This is a genomic window from Chloracidobacterium sp., from assembly GCA_016715795.1.
In the GTDB taxonomy this organism is placed as follows: Bacteria; Acidobacteriota; Blastocatellia; order Pyrinomonadales; family Pyrinomonadaceae; genus OLB17.
Window position 1 is genome coordinate 691,913 of record JADJXP010000001.1, and the last position, 16,540, is coordinate 708,452.

Annotated in this window: 16 protein-coding genes; 6 read left to right on the plus strand and 10 right to left on the minus strand. The window is 55.3% G+C overall.

From position 1 onward, the window contains the following. Window positions 1-2: 2 nt before the first annotated feature. A complete protein-coding gene (locus IPM59_03160) occupies window positions 3-263 on the plus strand; it encodes a DUF4160 domain-containing protein (protein MBK9214586.1) in 261 nt (86 codons plus the stop codon). 2 nt (window positions 264-265) lie between these two features. Next, window positions 266-514, plus strand: coding sequence for a DUF2442 domain-containing protein (locus IPM59_03165; GenBank protein ID MBK9214587.1), 249 nt, complete (start codon window positions 266-268; stop codon window positions 512-514). Window positions 515-572: 58 nt separating this feature from the next. On the opposite strand, the gene IPM59_03170 is transcribed toward IPM59_03165, so the two are convergent. Continuing rightward, window positions 573-1,394 carry a winged helix DNA-binding domain-containing protein gene (locus IPM59_03170; GenBank protein MBK9214588.1) on the minus strand — a complete coding sequence of 274 codons (822 nt, stop codon included), beginning with the start codon at window positions 1,392-1,394 and terminating at the stop codon, window positions 573-575. An 82-nt stretch (window positions 1,395-1,476) separates the two neighbouring features. Then, window positions 1,477-3,078 carry a hypothetical protein gene (locus tag IPM59_03175; protein MBK9214589.1) on the minus strand — a complete coding sequence of 534 codons (1,602 nt, stop codon included), beginning with the start codon at window positions 3,076-3,078 and terminating at the stop codon, window positions 1,477-1,479. A 142-nt stretch (window positions 3,079-3,220) separates the two neighbouring features. Here IPM59_03175 and IPM59_03180 point away from each other — a divergent pair, with 142 nt between their 5' ends. The 3 genes from IPM59_03180 to IPM59_03190 are packed head-to-tail and all read left to right on the plus strand — an operon-like array spanning window position 3,221 to window position 6,375. After that, window positions 3,221-3,643, plus strand: a complete 423-nt coding sequence (locus IPM59_03180; GenBank protein MBK9214590.1) for an OsmC family protein — start codon at window positions 3,221-3,223, stop codon at window positions 3,641-3,643. Window positions 3,644-3,648: 5 nt separating this feature from the next. Continuing rightward, on the plus strand, window positions 3,649-5,850 hold the full coding sequence (locus IPM59_03185; GenBank protein MBK9214591.1) for a peptidylprolyl isomerase: 2,202 nt from the start codon (window positions 3,649-3,651) through the stop codon (window positions 5,848-5,850). Window positions 5,851-5,886: 36 nt separating this feature from the next. After that, the gene (locus IPM59_03190; GenBank protein MBK9214592.1) at window positions 5,887-6,375 is read left to right on the plus strand and encodes a DUF4112 domain-containing protein; all 489 of its coding nucleotides are present in this window, start codon (window positions 5,887-5,889) and stop codon (window positions 6,373-6,375) included. A gap of 5 nt (window positions 6,376-6,380) precedes the next feature. Here the strand turns inward: IPM59_03190 and IPM59_03195 are convergent, their stop codons facing one another. The 5 genes from IPM59_03195 to IPM59_03215 all read right to left on the minus strand — a co-directional run bounded on the left by IPM59_03195 (window position 6,381) and on the right by IPM59_03215 (window position 10,274). Further along, a complete protein-coding gene (locus IPM59_03195; GenBank protein ID MBK9214593.1) occupies window positions 6,381-6,851 on the minus strand; it encodes a TlpA family protein disulfide reductase in 471 nt (156 codons plus the stop codon). Window positions 6,852-6,925: 74 nt separating this feature from the next. Beyond that, the gene (locus IPM59_03200) at window positions 6,926-7,507 is read right to left on the minus strand and encodes a peroxiredoxin (protein MBK9214594.1); all 582 of its coding nucleotides are present in this window, start codon (window positions 7,505-7,507) and stop codon (window positions 6,926-6,928) included. A gap of 19 nt (window positions 7,508-7,526) precedes the next feature. Next, window positions 7,527-8,018: a transcriptional repressor gene (locus IPM59_03205; GenBank protein ID MBK9214595.1), complete on the minus strand. Its 492-nt coding sequence runs from the start codon at window positions 8,016-8,018 to the stop codon at window positions 7,527-7,529. A gap of 62 nt (window positions 8,019-8,080) precedes the next feature. Beyond that, on the minus strand, window positions 8,081-9,166 hold the full coding sequence (locus IPM59_03210; GenBank protein MBK9214596.1) for a VWA domain-containing protein: 1,086 nt from the start codon (window positions 9,164-9,166) through the stop codon (window positions 8,081-8,083). Window positions 9,167-9,203: 37 nt separating this feature from the next. Continuing rightward, window positions 9,204-10,274 carry an SDR family oxidoreductase gene (locus tag IPM59_03215; protein ID MBK9214597.1) on the minus strand — a complete coding sequence of 357 codons (1,071 nt, stop codon included), beginning with the start codon at window positions 10,272-10,274 and terminating at the stop codon, window positions 9,204-9,206. Window positions 10,275-10,373: 99 nt separating this feature from the next. On the opposite strand from IPM59_03215, the gene IPM59_03220 reads away from it, so the two are divergent. Next, a complete protein-coding gene (locus IPM59_03220) occupies window positions 10,374-10,658 on the plus strand; it encodes a hypothetical protein (GenBank protein ID MBK9214598.1) in 285 nt (94 codons plus the stop codon). Here IPM59_03220 and IPM59_03225 read toward each other — a convergent pair. Genes IPM59_03225 through IPM59_03235 form a run of 3 tightly spaced genes read right to left on the minus strand, consistent with a single transcriptional unit; the run spans window position 10,655 to window position 16,540 of the window. Next, on the minus strand, window positions 10,655-11,638 hold the full coding sequence (locus IPM59_03225; protein MBK9214599.1) for an NAD(P)H-quinone oxidoreductase: 984 nt from the start codon (window positions 11,636-11,638) through the stop codon (window positions 10,655-10,657). The genes IPM59_03220 and IPM59_03225 overlap by 4 nt on opposite strands. Window positions 11,639-11,644: 6 nt before the next feature. Next, window positions 11,645-13,333 (minus strand): TolC family protein, encoded by a 1,689-nt coding sequence (locus IPM59_03230; GenBank protein MBK9214600.1) that lies wholly within the window; start codon window positions 13,331-13,333, stop codon window positions 11,645-11,647. Between the two features lie 6 nt (window positions 13,334-13,339). Continuing rightward, entirely contained in the window at window positions 13,340-16,540 is a 3,201-nt protein-coding gene (locus IPM59_03235; GenBank protein MBK9214601.1) for an efflux RND transporter permease subunit, read from the minus strand.

Consider the following 16,540-nt stretch of genomic DNA (forward strand, 5'->3'; position numbering starts at 1 on the left):
ATATGCCATACGTGTCGATGTTCTTTGGGATCATCATCAGGATGTTCCACAACGAACACAATCCGCCGCATTTTCACGCAGAGTATCAGAGCCAAGTCGGTGTTTTTGACTTCGATGGTAATATGAAAGCGGGGTCGATGCGTTCGAGGACTGCTCGCCGGCTCATCCGTCAATGGGCGAGATTGCATAAGGACGAACTTGAACGAAACTGGGAACTGGCGATGAGCAAGAAGGAGATCCAAAAGATCGATCCGCTGGAATAGTGATGAAGAACGGATATTTGCCAAGGGTTATCGACGCCGATTACCTGAAGGACTATAAGATCAAGCTCACGTTCGACAACGGCCAGATACGGGTTGCCGATTGTTCGAAATGGGTCGGCGGCGGCGTTTTTGAGGCGCTCAAAGACAAAAAGTACTTCAAAAAATTCTTTGTCGACGGCTGGACCATATCATGGCCCAACGGCGCCGATATCGCACCAGAAACACTCTACGAAGAAGGCGAACTGATATAGAAGCAGGCCGTATCATGAACTGCACAAATTGGGAGTAGTTCGATTTGCGTAATTCGTGTTACTTCGTTGGCGATCTATTCAGCCGATAAACGCCGGTCGTGACGCGCTCGGCAGACCCTTCATCAACCAGCTCGTGGTTTGCCTTGCCTGATTCCCAACGGTAGAAACCGAATTTGCCTGACAGCTCACCGAGCAGTGTCATGCCGCAGGCCTGAAGATACGTTCGGGCGAGTTCCCGGACCGCCTTTTCCCGGCTCATTTTGACCTTTAGCTCCTCGGGAAATCGCGCCTCGGCAAGTGTCCAGATATAGGTGAATTTGGGCATATAAACGACCTCCGCTGGAACGACTTTCATTCGGCGTTGCAGCTCGTCTATGGCAGTCGTCAGGTCTTTCTTGTCCTTAAAGCCGCACTCGGCCCGTAGATCGGCGGTCGCCATTTCCCATTCTTTGCGGAGTACCTTTAAGACTTTCTGGGCATTAGGGGAAAGCACGCCGGACTCGCCCTTTCGCGAGCATCCCCAAAGCGTGTTGAATACAGGTATCATCCGCCGCGAGAGAAACCACGACTTGCCCTTGATGAGCTTGCCGTAATAGATGCGGCCGCGGGCTATACAATCGTCCTTTAGCACCCACGCGCGGCTGGCTTCGTGGTCCTTTTGAACATTCCTCGGCAGGTGAGCATCGCGCCGACCGCAGACCGCGGTATAGACCGACGGCAGTCCCGCGCGGGCGTCGGTCAGCCCCAGGCAGAAGCCGATCTCCTCGACCATCGCCTCGACATCCTCTGCTGAGTCAACGCGCAATGATTCCTCACGCCGCCATTTGCGATCTCGGTATAGTTCTATCTCCTCCGGAAGTGTCTTGTAGCTAACAGCCACGATAAATGCCGATAGGCATAATAGCAGAAAAGGACGGGCGATCCTCGGATCGCCCGTCCGCAGTTCTGACCGAGGGACTGTGCTATCTTGGTCCGACCGACGACGAGGACGTTGACAGAACGGTCAACGTGGACCCGGCCATAAGGCGAATGTCGTCCTTTCCGGTCAGGATCACAGAACCGGCTCCGCCGCCGGCACCGATCACAGCTCCGATAGCCGCTCCTTTACCACCGCCAATGATGGCACCGAGAACTGCCCCAATACCGGCCCCAATACCGCCGCGTTTGACCGTCTCTTTTGTCTGACTGTCGCCCTTTGCTGTTCCCTCGTTATCAACCTTCACAGGCTTGCCATTCTGGTCCTGGATGCTTTGCAGGACGGCGGCGAAATCATACGACTGTCCGTCTTGCAGCGTTATCCGTTCGAAGTTAAAGGTGATCTTTGACTGGCCCAGGACCTTGCCTGATCGGTTGATGCCCGTTATATAGCCCTCGACCCGCGCACCGCGGAATTCACCGGGCGACTGCACCGTCATACGGAAGCGATCATTATTCTGCGAAACTTTTGTGTTGATCTCATTGTCGAGGACACCTGTCAGGACAACGCCGTTCGGGACGATGAAGTTTCCCGATCGCGTAGTTGCGATAGTCGGCACGCCACCGTTTGACACATTACCGGACTGGTCGTTGTCAGAATATGTGCCGTATTGGCCGGACGTGTTTCCGCTGTTGCCGCCGACGCTGAGTTGAGCGACAGAATCGATCTTGTTATATACGCTTTCGGCAAAGACGGTCTGATTCAGATAGTCGGTCGTGATCCGTCTGGACACCTTCATTGCACGTCCCTCCGATACAGAGGTGAATGTAATGTTATAGTCCGTTTCGCCGCCGATCGACGAGACGATGAGCTTGTCTGCTGAGAGTGTTGCACGCAGGCGAACACTGCGGCCCTGTGCATCACGCTCAACCTTGTCGCGTCCGTCCGCAATGAACTTGACGGCCGGGGCGTTAGATGTGGCAAGAGTTACCTCGCTTCCACGAATGTCGATAGCGATCTGCTCAGGCGCCTCCAGCTTGTCACGAAGATCCTGTCGCTGGTCGTTTCCGAGCTGCGTGTCCGAAACGATATCATCAACCTTCTCGCTCCGGACTCGATCGATCTCATACGTGCCGGACAAACCCACGCTGAGCGTCTTGCCCGGCGGGTAAGACGAATAGTCTCGCACGGGCTCAGGCACCGTCTCGGCGCTCCAGTTAGTTACGATCCCATAGTTGGCCGAGAGACGGTCGATCTGCGTCTTGACGGCAGTCCAATCGTCATCGATCCGACGGTCGGTCTCGAGTCGTGCGAGCAGATTGCCCACGGCTCGCGCCGCACCGACGATGCCGCTCACGTCGGCGCGGCCCTCGCGTCGGCGGTCGAAGTTCTGCTCAAACGACCACACACTGTCTCTAAGCCCGCGAATATTATCCGTTGCAAGGCTAACGTCCGTACTTGATTCAGAATTGCTCTGCATGTATTCGCGGAGGTCTGATTCGAGGTCGTCGATCCTGGAGTTCAGGCCACGAACGGCGTCGCGAATGTCGCGGTCATTGCCGCGCTGGGCCTCGGCCGCTCCGGCTCCCGCCAGAAGAAGCGCCGCCGAGAGAAGCACCGTCCAGATACGATCGTTAAAGCTTTTCATAGTTGTTGTCCTCCGCGTGGCCGACCAAGCACACGACCACCTCGCGCTCTTTTGAAGCATTTCGCGTGCCATAGGTTGTGCAGGGCAACAAGATACCAGGGTTTGCGTATGCTAAACTGAGCGAATAAGTCCACTATCCAAGATGTCATCAAACGAATACAAAGCAACGGTCAAATATGCCGGGGATGAGTTCTTTATCGGAACCACTCCGAACGGATACTCACAAGTTATGGATACCAAAGGAGATAGACATTCGGCGCCGACGCCTATGGAGATGCTCCTTGTATCTGTGGCGGCCTGTACAGCGGTCGATGTGATCTCGATCCTTAATAAGAAGCGCCAGAATGTGACCGATTATGATGTCGAGATCACCGGCGTCAGGGCTGACGATCATCCACGCAAATTTATTTCGTTTCACATTAACCATATCGTGCGCGGTCGCGACATTTCGGAAAAGGCTCTTATCGACGCCATCGAGCTCTCAGACGAGAAATATTGCTCGGTCGCGGCCACGGTACGGCCGACAGCGACTATCACAACGACCTACAATATAGTCGAATCCTAAACTCTATGAGATATTTAGCGATCTTGATCCTGATGCTTGTTGCGTCGAGCATTCTTGCCCAGGCTCAGATACCGTTGGCGACGGCAGTGCAGATCGCAAAGTCCGAGGACTCGCGTACCTTTGACGCGACGTTCGAAGCCTTGTTCTCTAGCCCAAATGCTGATGTGCGTCGGCGGGCGGCCCTAGCGGCCGGACGGATCGGCGATGTCGCGGCGGTCGGCGCACTCGAGAGGCTTGTTGCGAAGGACGCCTCGGACGACGTTCGAGCCACGGCAGTATTCGCTCTGGGTGAGATCGAATCGCTTGACGGGGCAGCGGCTGTCGTAGCGGTGCTGGATGATACAAAAGCCTCCGCCGAGGTGCGCGGCCGTGCGATAGAGGCTGCGGGGAAGATCGCCGCCGCAAACCTCCCTCAGGATGATGCCAAACAGCTCGGCCTGGCTATACTATCGGCCCTAAGGTTTGAGGACACAAAGCGGTCAGCCGCATACGAGAATGTTGTCCGATTGGGCCTTACCGCACTTCTTCGCGTCCGGCCTCCGGGAGCTGACGACGTCGCAAAACGCTTCCTGCGGTATTCGGATCCGTCTATCGTCGCGGACGCACTCAATACTCTCGCACGGCTGCGCTCAAGGGATGTGAATCCGGAAGTACGCGATCTGCTCAAAAAGGCATCTGACCCGCTTGTCCGTGCTAATGCAGCCCGCGTGCTAGGGGCGGCTGAGGCAAAGGCACTTGTCCCTGAGCTTCTTGTCGCGGCGGTCGAGGACAAAGACAGCCGTGTGCGTGTGTCGGCGATCAGATCTCTGGGCTCCTTGAATGATAAGGGAGCAGCCAGACAGCTTATTGAACGCGGCAACATTCTTCTCGCCGAGATCGGGAACACGCCCTATCGCACTCCGCCTGGTCAAAAGAGTGAACTGATCGAGATAACTGTCGTGATTGGCAGATTGCTCCAGGGAACGGGCGACCAAACTGCGATCAAGTTTCTTAAGGATTTTGGGGTTCTTGACCGCCTTATGACGCCGGACATATTCATTGCGCTGGCGAGGGTCTCTCCATACGAGATGCTCAAGACCTATGACCACACGCATTGTGCATTCAAAAAGTCACAGCCGTCATGTTGGAAGTACCTTAGCGGACTCGATCAGGGGCGGGCCGAGCTTGCCCGGCTGCCCGCCGGCGACCCGCTAAGGGCTGAGGCCCTTGAGGATGTGCGAAGCGCTGTAAAGGCCGAGAAGGAACTCGAATTCGCCCCTGATTCGAAGAATACCAGGATGGCAATTCCCGATCGGTTGCGGAGCTTTGCTGCGTTCAAGACGGATGACACAGCGGAGATAATTCGCCCGTTCCTGACCTATGGAGATGTTCAGGTCAGGGCGGCGACGGCAGGTATTCTCCGTGATCTGCCGAGTTCTAAGGAGAATATTGATGCTCTCAAGAGTGCCTTCGACAAGGCGATGCTTTCCGACAAACGCGACAACGATGCTCAGTTGGCGATACTTGATGCATTGTTCCAACTCAACAAGACAGAGGCCGTTGGGCGATTGCTCGTCGCGGTAGATTCGCCGGACTATCTCGTTCGCAAGCGCGCGATCCGGATGCTCGAAGACAAAGATCTACAGAAGGCATTTCCAGAGATCACAACCACCCTCGATAAAGTACGTGCAGAACATAAGGACCGTGTTCTGCCTTATTCGGGCGCCATGGGAACAAAGCTTGGACAAGTGCTGAATTCCGACGCAGATTACCGTCGCGCTCTGTCACGCCGGAACGGTTCGGTCAAAGCGGTGGTAAAGACCGATAAGGGGACTTTCACAATCGACTTTCATCCGGAAGATGCTCCGTTGACAGTCGATAACTTTATCAAGCTCGCACGCAAGCGGTATTTTAGCGGCCTCGAGGTGCATCGCGTAGTGCCGAACTTTGTAATGCAGGACGGAGACCCGCGCGGTGATGGCAGCGGCGGGCCCGGCTGGTCTATTCGCTGCGAGATCAATATGCACGAATACCGCCGTGGTGCGATAGGCATGGCTCTCTCGGGGAAAGACACCGGCGGCTCACAGTGGTTTGTGACCCATTCACCCCAACCGCATTTGGATGGCGGCTACACCGTTTTCGGCCGAGTGAGTGAGGCCGATATGAAGGTCGTCGATACGATCGTGCGCGGCGATAAGATCATCAGTGTAAGAATCATTGGAAAGTGAAATAACCGCATAGATGTCTATGTGGTTGTTGTTAATATGGATGACCTTGAGCGCCAGGAAAGAAGGGTCAAGATCGAGCGGAATCTCGATGAGCTTTCGCGCTATCTCGACGGCTTATTTCGAGTACCCGGAACCGAATGGAGGTTCGGGCTCGATTCGCTGATCGGATTGATACCGAATGTCGGCGACACGCTTACGGTCGTCCCTTCGTTATACATACTGGTTTCCGGCGTTCGTTACGGCGTGCCGAAGATCACGTTGCTTCGCATGGCTTTCAATATCGGCCTCGACTATGTCGTAGGAATGGTACCGTTCGTGGGCGATGCATTCGATTTTGTCTGGAAGGCCAACAACCGCAATATGAATCTGATACGCGAGCGGGCCGCCGGCCTTGGCCGGGGAACGACGGGTGATTATGTGTTTGTCTTTGGCCTTATCGGGCTGCTGATAGCGTTGCTGTTAGGCTCGATCTTTCTAAGCATGTTCGTCATGTACTGGCTCCTCTCGAGCTTGGCGATGACCTGAAGCGATCAGGCACCCGCTGAAGCGGCAAACATCTTCTCCAAAGCACCTGTTAGAACACCTATGCCGTATTCTCCGGCGGCTCGCGATCTGAGTTTTCCTTCCCCGTCGAAGAGATAGTAAACAGGCACCCACCCTTGCTCGTTCTGAAATGCGTCCTTAAGCTTGTGGAGGCTGTCGACAGCCGTCGGTTCCGTTATCCCATTCGCGCCGATCGCCTCGTTAACCGTGTCCAGATCGGTATCGGCCTCATAACGCGGCATGTGGACCGCTATCGTCTGCAGACCAAGCGGGCCATACCTTGCCTTTAACTCATTGAGCGCCGGCATTTTCTCCTTGCATATGCCACACGATACCGCCCAGAAATGCACGAGCGTCGGCTTGCCTTCAATATGCTCGGTTGCTTCCTGCAGTGAGCCATTGATCCAGGTGGTTGCCCCGTCGAACTCTGGCATCGCATCTCCAATTCTCATTGGCATAACAGTCTTCTCCAATCGAATGTGTCAGCAGCCGGGCTACCGATGTAACCCGGCTGCTATTCACGATAGTTGCTTTATACCTTCAAATTCTCCTGTCCCGGCGACCAGTCAGCGGCACAGAGGCCACCCGTCTGCAGGCCCTGAAGGACACGCAGGGTCTCATCGACCGAACGGCCGATATTTAGGCTGTGGACGACCGAATACTGCAGCACACCTTCAGGATCGATGATGAAGAGGCCGCGGAGAGCAATATTCGCATCCTCGACGAGAATGTTGTATTGCCGTGCGAGTTTGCCGCCCACGTCAGATGCGATCGGGTAATTTACGCCTTCGATGCCGTTCTTGTCTTTCGGCGTGCGAAGCCATGCCCGGTGCGAGTGGACCGAGTCCGTCGAGATGCCGATCACCTCGGCGCCGATGCCATTCAGCTCGTCGAGGCGATCTGAGAAATGGATGAGCTCGGTCGGGCAAACGAACGTAAAATCAAGCGGATAGAAGAGCAGGATGAGCCATTTGCCCTTGTAATCCGAGAGCTTGACGTTCTCGCCGAGTGTATCGATGTTCTTGGTCGACGGCATGTCGAAATCAGGCGCCGGTTTCCCGACCTTTGCGAATGTGACCGCGTTCTCGGCGGCCGTTGCTGTTGCTGTTGACATAGTTGTGTATTTCTCCTTGTTATTTCATCAGACGGTTTCTCGACCGTCGCGAAAACTTTGATTGCTGCTTGGCCTTGTATGATCCAACTCCTGACGGTTCCGCCGATTCGCTCGTGCAGGCTGAACACTTGCCTAGCAGCGTGAGCTCGATCGATTCGGGTTCAAAATGCGAATACTCAGCGGCCCGAGCCATCAAGCCGGACGGCAATTCCATCTCAATATCTACCAGCCGACCGCATTCAGTGCACAGTGCGTGGTCATGTCGATGCATGACCGCATCAAACCGGCTCGATCCGTTGCCGAACCTGATCTCTGTGATGTGCCCGGACTCCTTGAGATAGCGAAGGCTGTTATAGACCGTTGCGAACGAGATCGATGGTAAATGTTCCTTTGCCGCTGTGAATACCTCGTTGGCTGTCGGGTGAGAATTACTCATCCGAATGACATCAAGGACCGCCTCCCGCTGCGGGGTCAAACCGGATGTTTGCTTGTCCAACGTGTCACGCGACATATACTATAGTTAGAATAATTCTAATTATAGCACTTGTCAACAACGAAATTGAAAGATCTGTATTAGGGCTTGACCAAGAGCTTTCGACGAGCAACAACCGTCAAACGGGCCCGCTTAGAGCTAACGTCGATCATTCGTTCGGCAACGCCGCGGGTTTCGATTACCGGCATTTTGGGCATATAGGTCACAACGTACGCAGCGTCGATCATACGTGCGACGAGCGGGGCCTTCTCGAGCATTTCGTCAGTCGTTTCCGGTAGGATAAACTCGCCATTCGTGCTGTCGGCAAGTGTGGATAGCTGCTCTTGGCTGGCCTCGAGGTCGGCCTTACGGGCCCGCATACGGCGCAGAAAGCTGCGGTCGGTAACGATGGTCGGGCCGACCTTGACCCCCTTATCGCGGACACCATTGGGCAGCGTCGCCTGTATCTCATCCGGGATCGCCTTTGGTGGCGGTGTCTGAGAAATACCTTTGGCCCGAGGTTCGATATCGGCAGTTTCGAGTGCTGTGTAGCTAATGATGTGAACAGAGATATCCGTTGCCACCAGATCGCGGATCGCATCAAACTTCGCAGACGGACGGCCGAGGCTATCAGTTCCATCTGTGATGAGGACGATATGACGATTGTCGGCGGGGTTCCGCATCACGAACTCGCGAGCCATCTTGAGAGCATCGGTAAATAGCGAGCGCCGACCAAACTTGGCCCTGGTGATGGCATTGACGGCATCAGCCGGGTCGCTCGACCATTCCGATAAGATCTCGGGCTTGTCCGAGTACTGCATCACCGCGATCGAATCGCCAGCCCTGAGCGCCGTGACGAGAGACTTTGCCACAAGCCGGGTTTTGTCGAGGGTCTTGACGAAGCGCATCTCGCCGCCTGTGTCCATTACGATGAGAACTTGCGCCGGTATCCGCCTTACACTGGTCGGCTGATGAAGAAGATCGTTCTCCGTGATGACGATATCGTTCGCCGTCAGGCCAGGGAAGAAATTACCATCGGCGTCGAAAGCCAGGACGTTGAGCTTGATCTCTTCGGTGACGACCTTGAGTGGTTCTTCCGGCGTTGGCGTTGGCTGCACCCGGCCGCTCTGGCCGAAAGCGATCGTTGACAATGTAAGGAAGAGCGCACAGCTTAAGACAGACTTCATCTGATCGTTCGATGCCTGACTAAGATCAGGCTTTGCTTCATAACACCGGAAACTCATCGACAAAGTCGAGCAGGTTGCCGACATAAGCGGGAAACTGCGGGCATTCGATGCTGTGCGGTCTCAGCAGCTGTTGAGCAATACTTGTGTCATAGGTCTGCGAAACAAAGAAGTACGGCACGCCATGATGCGGCAGACCGGTAACGAGCGGCGAGATACGCGTGTTGAGAAACCACTCTGTCAGCCGCGGCGATGGACGGAACTCTGACCTGCGGCCGGTCAACTCTTTTGCGATAATGTCAAAAAGCTCCGCCGTTGTCAGCGGAGACGGGTCGGCCAAGGCTATCGTTTGGCTTGTAGCGGCCTTGTCCTTCGCGAGCGCGGCCATTGCGTCAACGACAAAGTCCACAGGCACCAAATTGAGCCTGACGGCGTCATTGCCGACGTTTAGGATCCGGAGTATCTGAGGAGCTTTTCGCAGGTATTGGATCAAATAGTAGATGCCGTCGTATTTCGCCGTCTCGCCGGTTCTGGAATCGCCGACAACCACTGAAGGACGAAAGATGGTAACCGGCAATGTCGGCTTTAGACTCTGAACTTCCAACTCGGCGAGATACTTTGTTTCCTCATAAAAATTTCGAAAGCCAGCCTTATGCTCGAGGTCGGATTCCAGTACCAGGCCCTCGCGTTTGCCGGCCACATAACAGGTTGAGACGTAATTGTATCTGCGAAGCGGACGGATCGTATGCACAAAATCATTAATATTCTTCGTCCCCTCGTAGTTCACACGGAACGCTAGGTCTTTCTCGACCGCGAGATCATATGCCGCTGCGAGGTGAAAAACGTCGGTCACCTCGTGCTGCATCGTTTCAAGATCTGTGTCCGAAATACCAAGTTTCGGCAGCGTGATATCGCCCTCGACCAGAACAAAACACTCAAGCGGAGTACGCGTGGTCTCGGCAATGTCCTCGACCTCAGCCATGGCTTTTTCGGTAAACTGCCGCTGGACTATGAGAAAGAACTGCGTCTCAGGGGCGGCGAGCTTCTCTACAAGACGGCTGGCGATAAAGCCCGGAAAGCCGGTCACAAATATGGATTCGCGAAAGAGCATAACGACAATCTGATTCTATCAAGCAGCTGGAAATCGATGCAAAAAAAGTATTTACACATGTTTTTCGTCTGTGCTAACGTTTGAAGCGCTCTTTTTTGTGTGATGAGAATTCAGGAGATGCGGTCCGGCACCGTGCATCTAAAGAGGAGGATGGACGAGGATCACGAAACAAGCGATGTTACGTCTGCGTTCGACGACGCATTATCCGATGTCCTGCCGTCGCGGCTCGATGATCCCGTTTGGGCTGTAATATCCTTCGAAGGGCTGCAGGCAGGCGGATTGACCTATGCGCAGGCCCGGGGCCTCATGTTTGAGCTCGACGCGCAGGGTGTCGCAGGGCTGTGTGTGGTTACGGACGAAGCTGCGACGCGGATCATGGCCTAGAGCTCTAATACAACCTTTCCGAAATTTACGTTCGATGCCACGCGAGCATAGGCATCAGCCACTTGAGACATAGGAAAAACACTGTCCACGTTAGGCCTAACATGACCGTTAACGAGCATCGGCAGTACTTCCCGCGAAAAGCGGTCGGTCACAGCAACTTTCTCGGCAAAGGTGCGCGAGCGCAGCACGGTGCCCCGTATTACGAGCCGTTTCTTGAGGGCCAAACCCAGATCGAACTCTGCTTTGCGGCCCGATGTCAGTCCGACGAGCATCAATCGTCCTCTTTCGGCTAGGCACGCAAGATTCCGCTGGAAATAGGAGCCGCCAACAAGGTCGAGGATGACGTCAACGCCTCGTCCGCTGGTTGCGTGCATGACCTTGTCTGTGAAATCTCCGTCGGCAGCGTCAATTGCAACATCGAGACCGAACGGTTGGCACCGGTCAAGCTTGTCAGCCGTCCTTGATGTGCCGATCACCGTCGCACCCGTGGCTTTGGCAAGCTGAAGCGCGGCCAGGCCGACGCCCGAGCCGACCGCATGGACGAGGATAGTTTCGCACGCGGTTAGGCCGGCCTGCGTAATAACGGCATCATGAGCCGTAACAAATGCTTCAGAAACCGCAGCCGCGGCAAGATAATCAAGGTCATCGGGTATCGCAGTGATCAGCGACGAATGCGTCAGCACAAATTCTGCCTGTCCACCGGCCGAGACTATTCCAAATACACGATCGCCGAGTTTCCATGTCGAGACAGTGCTGCCAATCGCCGTGATCTTGCCTGCGAATTCCAGGCCGGGCAAGTGAGGATCGTACGTGGGCGGCGGCGGGTATAGTCCCTTGGCCTGGAGAATATCAGCCCGATTGATACCGGCCGCGTGAACCTTGACGAGAATAGCGTCGCCGCGCGGCTCTTCCGGAGGCGGAATGTCTCGTACCTCAATCCCATCCAAACGGCCAAACTCACTAATGTAGACCGCTCGCATACGGGGCTATTTTAGCTCAATATTGTTAGCCTTCAGGGTGTTTCCCATCGCTCGCTGGAGTTCGGCGATGGCTTTGTTAAGTTCGGTGCGCGCTCGAAGCTCACTGCTTCGGCCCGCGGCCAGAGCGGTCTGGCGCTCGAGGACCCTATAAACATCGGATTGTCCGGCTAGCATCTTGCGGCTTTCTGAATCGTACTGTCGGGTCAGATTCTCACGAGCAATTGCAGCCGCCCTCAGTCTCGCTTCCACCGTCCTTACGGCCTGCAGCGCGTTTCGTACCTCGACCTCGATGCCTTGTTCTACCTGCTCGCGCTGAACCTCAAGCCGATCAGCCTCCACACGGGCCCGGCCAAGTTGGGCCTTTGCGGCCTTATCACCCGGGAGTGGAATATTGAAGTTGATGCCGACGCGAAAGACCGGATACCTGTGAGCAAAAACGCCGCGGTACGGACTGCCGATAAGCAAAGCCAGGTTGGCCTGCTGCTGCTGACACGCCGGCGAATTTGGATTCGTCTGACATGCCGTCGGAAAATCTGGGCTAAAGTTCGGATTCGCACTCCCTCCAATTCCCGTCTCGGTGATACTCGCCGTGAAGTCGATCTGAGGCTTGGTCTGGTCCTTATACAGCCGCTGGTCGATCAGGTTGATCTCCTTCTGAGTTCTGTTGAGGTCAAGCTCAGGCCGTTGCGCAAGAGCCGTGTCCATTGCCTCGCCGAGCGTTGTCGTTGGTACGGCCTGGTCGACCGGCTCTATCGGCGTGATCGAACGGCGCCAAAGCGGGTCGCTTCGGTTAGACGAAAGAAGGAACTTGAGCGCGTTCTCTGCGAGATTAACCGTATTTAATGCGTCATAAACGGCCTGTTCAAACGTGGCAACCTGTGTCTCGGCCGCCACAATGTCTATTGGTGCCAACTGGCCTTCGTCGACGAGGCGGCGGTTGTGATCGAGCTGCGATCTGGCGTCGCGAACCGCATCGCGCTGGACCTGAAGATTTCTAAGGGCGAATGCGAGGTCCCAATACGCCTTTTCGACATTCGCGACCGTTTCGATCGACCGCTGGCGAAACTGAGTATCGCTTAACTCAATGTTGCGCTTTGCTAGGGCAAGCGAGCGCCGGGCAACATCCGTCTTGCGGCCGCGGAATAGCGGCTGCAGCACCGAGAGGCCAAGGCTTGCATTGAGCTGCGGGCTGAGGATCGAGATCGGGTTGTCCGTCGCCAGACGCTGGTTGCTGAGCGAGGCTGTGGCAATAGTTCCGAACCGTTCTGATGCCGCCGAGATAGACGCATTGCCAAACATGGTGCCGACCGTCGTTTTCTGATTACTGCTGAAAATACTGACGTTCGGGGCAGTTGTCCGATCATAATATGCCTGACCGGTCAGGCGTGCCTGGAAAGCACCGCGGGTCGCTTTTAGGTCGAACTCGGCCATCGTAACTGTCTTGCGCGAAATCTCAATGTCGCGGTTGTTCTCTAGGGAGAGTTCGATCGCCTCTCTGAGTGTCAAGGTTTGCTGATCGGCGATATCAACACCGACGCGGCCGAGATCGGGCAAGAGCCGGTCGTCGCTTCGATAGTCGGGAGCTATTGCCGGAACTGTTATGGTCTCGGGCGACGGTGACGGCACCTGTGCGCGGGACGAGATGACCGCTAAGGCAAAGAACGAGATCAATAGAACGTGACTAAACTTCAGCATCCCGAATTACTGCCTTGTAAAAACTGAACTTGTAGCACCGGCGAACCGCCGCTTGATGCCGCCGAAGAGCCACTCGGCAACACGATTGACGTATCGGAACAGCTTCAGTTCAGCGAGATCGTCAAAGAGTGAATAGAAGACGGGAACCGCAAGCAGAGTGAGGAGCAGACACAATGTTTGGCCTCCGACCACGAGAACACCGATAGATCGGTTAGTGCCTGAACCGGCGCCAGTGCCGACGACCAGTGGGATCATGCCTGCGACCAAGGCGATCGTTGTCATAAGTATCGGCCGCAGCCTGTCGCGATTGGCCTGAATGATCGCGTCATAGCGCGACATTCCCTGCGAACGGAGGTGATTGGTATGGTCGATCTGCAGGATCGCATTCTTTTTCACCACACCGAACAGCAAGAGCAACCCGAGGCCCGAGAAAATATTTACCGTCTGTCCCATGATGAGCAGGCTGAATATGCCGAACGGAATGGAAAGAGGTAGTGTCAGCAGGATCGTCACCGGATGAATAAAGGACTCGAACTGTGCAGCGAGCACGATGTACATGAATACGAACGAAAGAGCGAAGGCGAGTAAAAAGTAGAATCCGGCCTTGCCCATCTCCTTTGACTGGCCGACATAGCCGGTGCGGTAACCCGCCGGCAGATCAAGCTCCTTAACATAATCGTTGATCGCTGATGTAATATTTGCGGCTGATCCGCCGGGCCTTGTATTGGCGAGCAGAGTTACCTGACGCTGGCGGTTCGTGCGATCAACCGAACTCGGACCTGTTCCCGCTGACGACTTGACTACACGGTCAAGCGTGACCCAGCCTACCTTTGATGACGGCACAATAAGGCGATTGAGGCCCTCAATACTTGTTCGAAACGGATTGATCGCCCGTACGCGAACCTCGTATTGATCCGTGCCGGCATTGAATGTGGTGGCTTCCTGCCCGGCAACCAGCGTGTTCAAGGCTTGGGACACATCGCCGACGCGAACGCCCAGATCGGCCGCCGTGTTACGGTCTACCTCCAGCCGCAGTTCCGGCTTGCCCGATATGAGCGTTGAGTCAATATCGACGGCATCTTGGATCGTCCTCATTTTAGCGAGGATCTTATCTGAGTATTCCTCGAGCTTCTTGATGTCAGGCCCTGAAATCAAGAACTGCACATTAGCGTTTCGAAAGCCGCCACCGGAAAAGGCCTGAACCTGTTGGACGCTTGTGCGCAGCTCGGCCGGGAAGCCTTTGAGCAGCTCGCGCGCATCGGCCATCATGGCCTCTTGAGACTTGGCGCGATTCTTGACGTCCGCCAGCTTGACATATATCGTGCCTGAATTTACGACCTGTTGCTGCCCGCCTCCGACCGTAGCGAGAGTGTCGGTAACACCCGGGATCTTTCTGACCTCCGATGCGATCCGCTCAAATATCTGCGAGGTGGCTGTCAGGCTTGACCCTTCGGGAGCTCGTATCTGGATCTCGAATTGAGATTGGTCATCCACCGGTAAAAAGTTCTTGCCGACGAATACGAAGAGCGGAACAATGCTGAGAAATACTAGCACGACCAGGCCGATGATCACCCATCGATGACCCATCGAGAATCGAAGCATCCATGTATAGACGCCGTCGAGATGTCGAAACCAACCTTGGTAATGGCTGCTGGCTTCGGCCTCGGCGATCATGCCATCACCGTGTATCTCAGATTCGCTCTCTGCGATCTGCCGGTGCGTGTCTTTCTTAGCCTTGATGAGCCTGGCCGCCAGCATCGGCGTCAGTGTGAAGGAGACTATCAACGATACTGCGACCGCAAAAGCAGCCGTCAGGCCAAATGAAGACATAAACCTGCCGACGATGCCCTGCATAAAGCCGATGGGCACGAACACGGCCATCAACGAGAGTGTGGTCGCCATCACGGCCGGACCGATCTCGCGCGTGCCCTCGATAGCTGCCTGGAATGGGTTCATTCCCTTTTCGTCGACAAACCGATAGATGTTCTCGAGCACGACGATCGCATCATCGATCACGATGCCGACCATCAGCGTGAGCGAGAGCATCGTGATCGAATTGAGCGTGTATCCCATTGCATACATCAGTGCGAAGGTCGAAATTATCGATGTCGGTATCGCAAGCCCTGCGATAAACGTTGAGCGAAAGCTCCATAAGAACAGGAAGACCACGATAGCCGCCAGGATCGAACCGACGATCAGGTGTTCCTCGATGTTGCGTAGGGAGTTCTCGATGAAGATCGAGTTGTCTCCGATGATCCGCATCTGAAAGTCCTTCGGGAGCGTCGGTTCGATCTCTTTCAGGCGTTCTTTGATGTCATGCGCGACAGAGACGGTATTCTGCCCGGACTGTTTTGAGACGACAAGCGTGACGGCAGGCTGTCCGTTCAGCCGAGCTTCTGACCGCGGTTCTTCGGCTCCGTCCTCGACATAACCCAGATCCTTGATCTTGACCTGATAGCCGCCTCGCGTTGCGACCACTACTTCGTTGAATTCCTCCGGCTTTGCTATCTTTCCGACCGTTCGAACGCTCGTTTCAGTTTGTCCCTCGTCGAGGCGGCCTGAAGGAAACTCCATGTTTTGAATACGGAGTGAGCCAGCAACCTCGGCCGGCGTAACGTTATACGAACGCATCTTGTCTGGATCGACCCAGACGTTGATCTGACGTTCCTGGCCGCCGATGATCGTGACCTGGCCGACGCCGTTGATCGATTCGATGCGTTCTTTGACCTTGTTCTTTGCGATCTCAGTGACGTCGCGTCGGGAACGCGGAGCTGAGATCGAGATCCGCAGCACAGGAGCCGCATCCGTGTCCAGCTTCTGGACCGTGGGCTGTTCGGCCGTGTCAGGCAGATTGGGAATAACGGTCTGGACGCGGTTCTCGACCTCTTGCGCCGCAACGTTCACATCCTTCTCGAGAACGAACTGGACAAAGACCTGCGAGACGCCCTCGATCGAAGTCGAGCGAAGCTCATCGATGCCGCTTATTGTATTGACAGCCTCCTCGACCTTTTCCGTGATCTCGGTCTCGACCTCCTCGGGTGATGCGCCGGGATTGATCACGGTCACAGTGATCGTCGGAAAGTCGATCTTTGGAAAGAGGTCGACGCCGAGGCTCAGGAACGAAAATGCCCCCACCACCACGAGCGACATGACAAGCATCGTCGCGAATACCGGACGTTTGACACAGACCTCGGCTAACCACTGCAT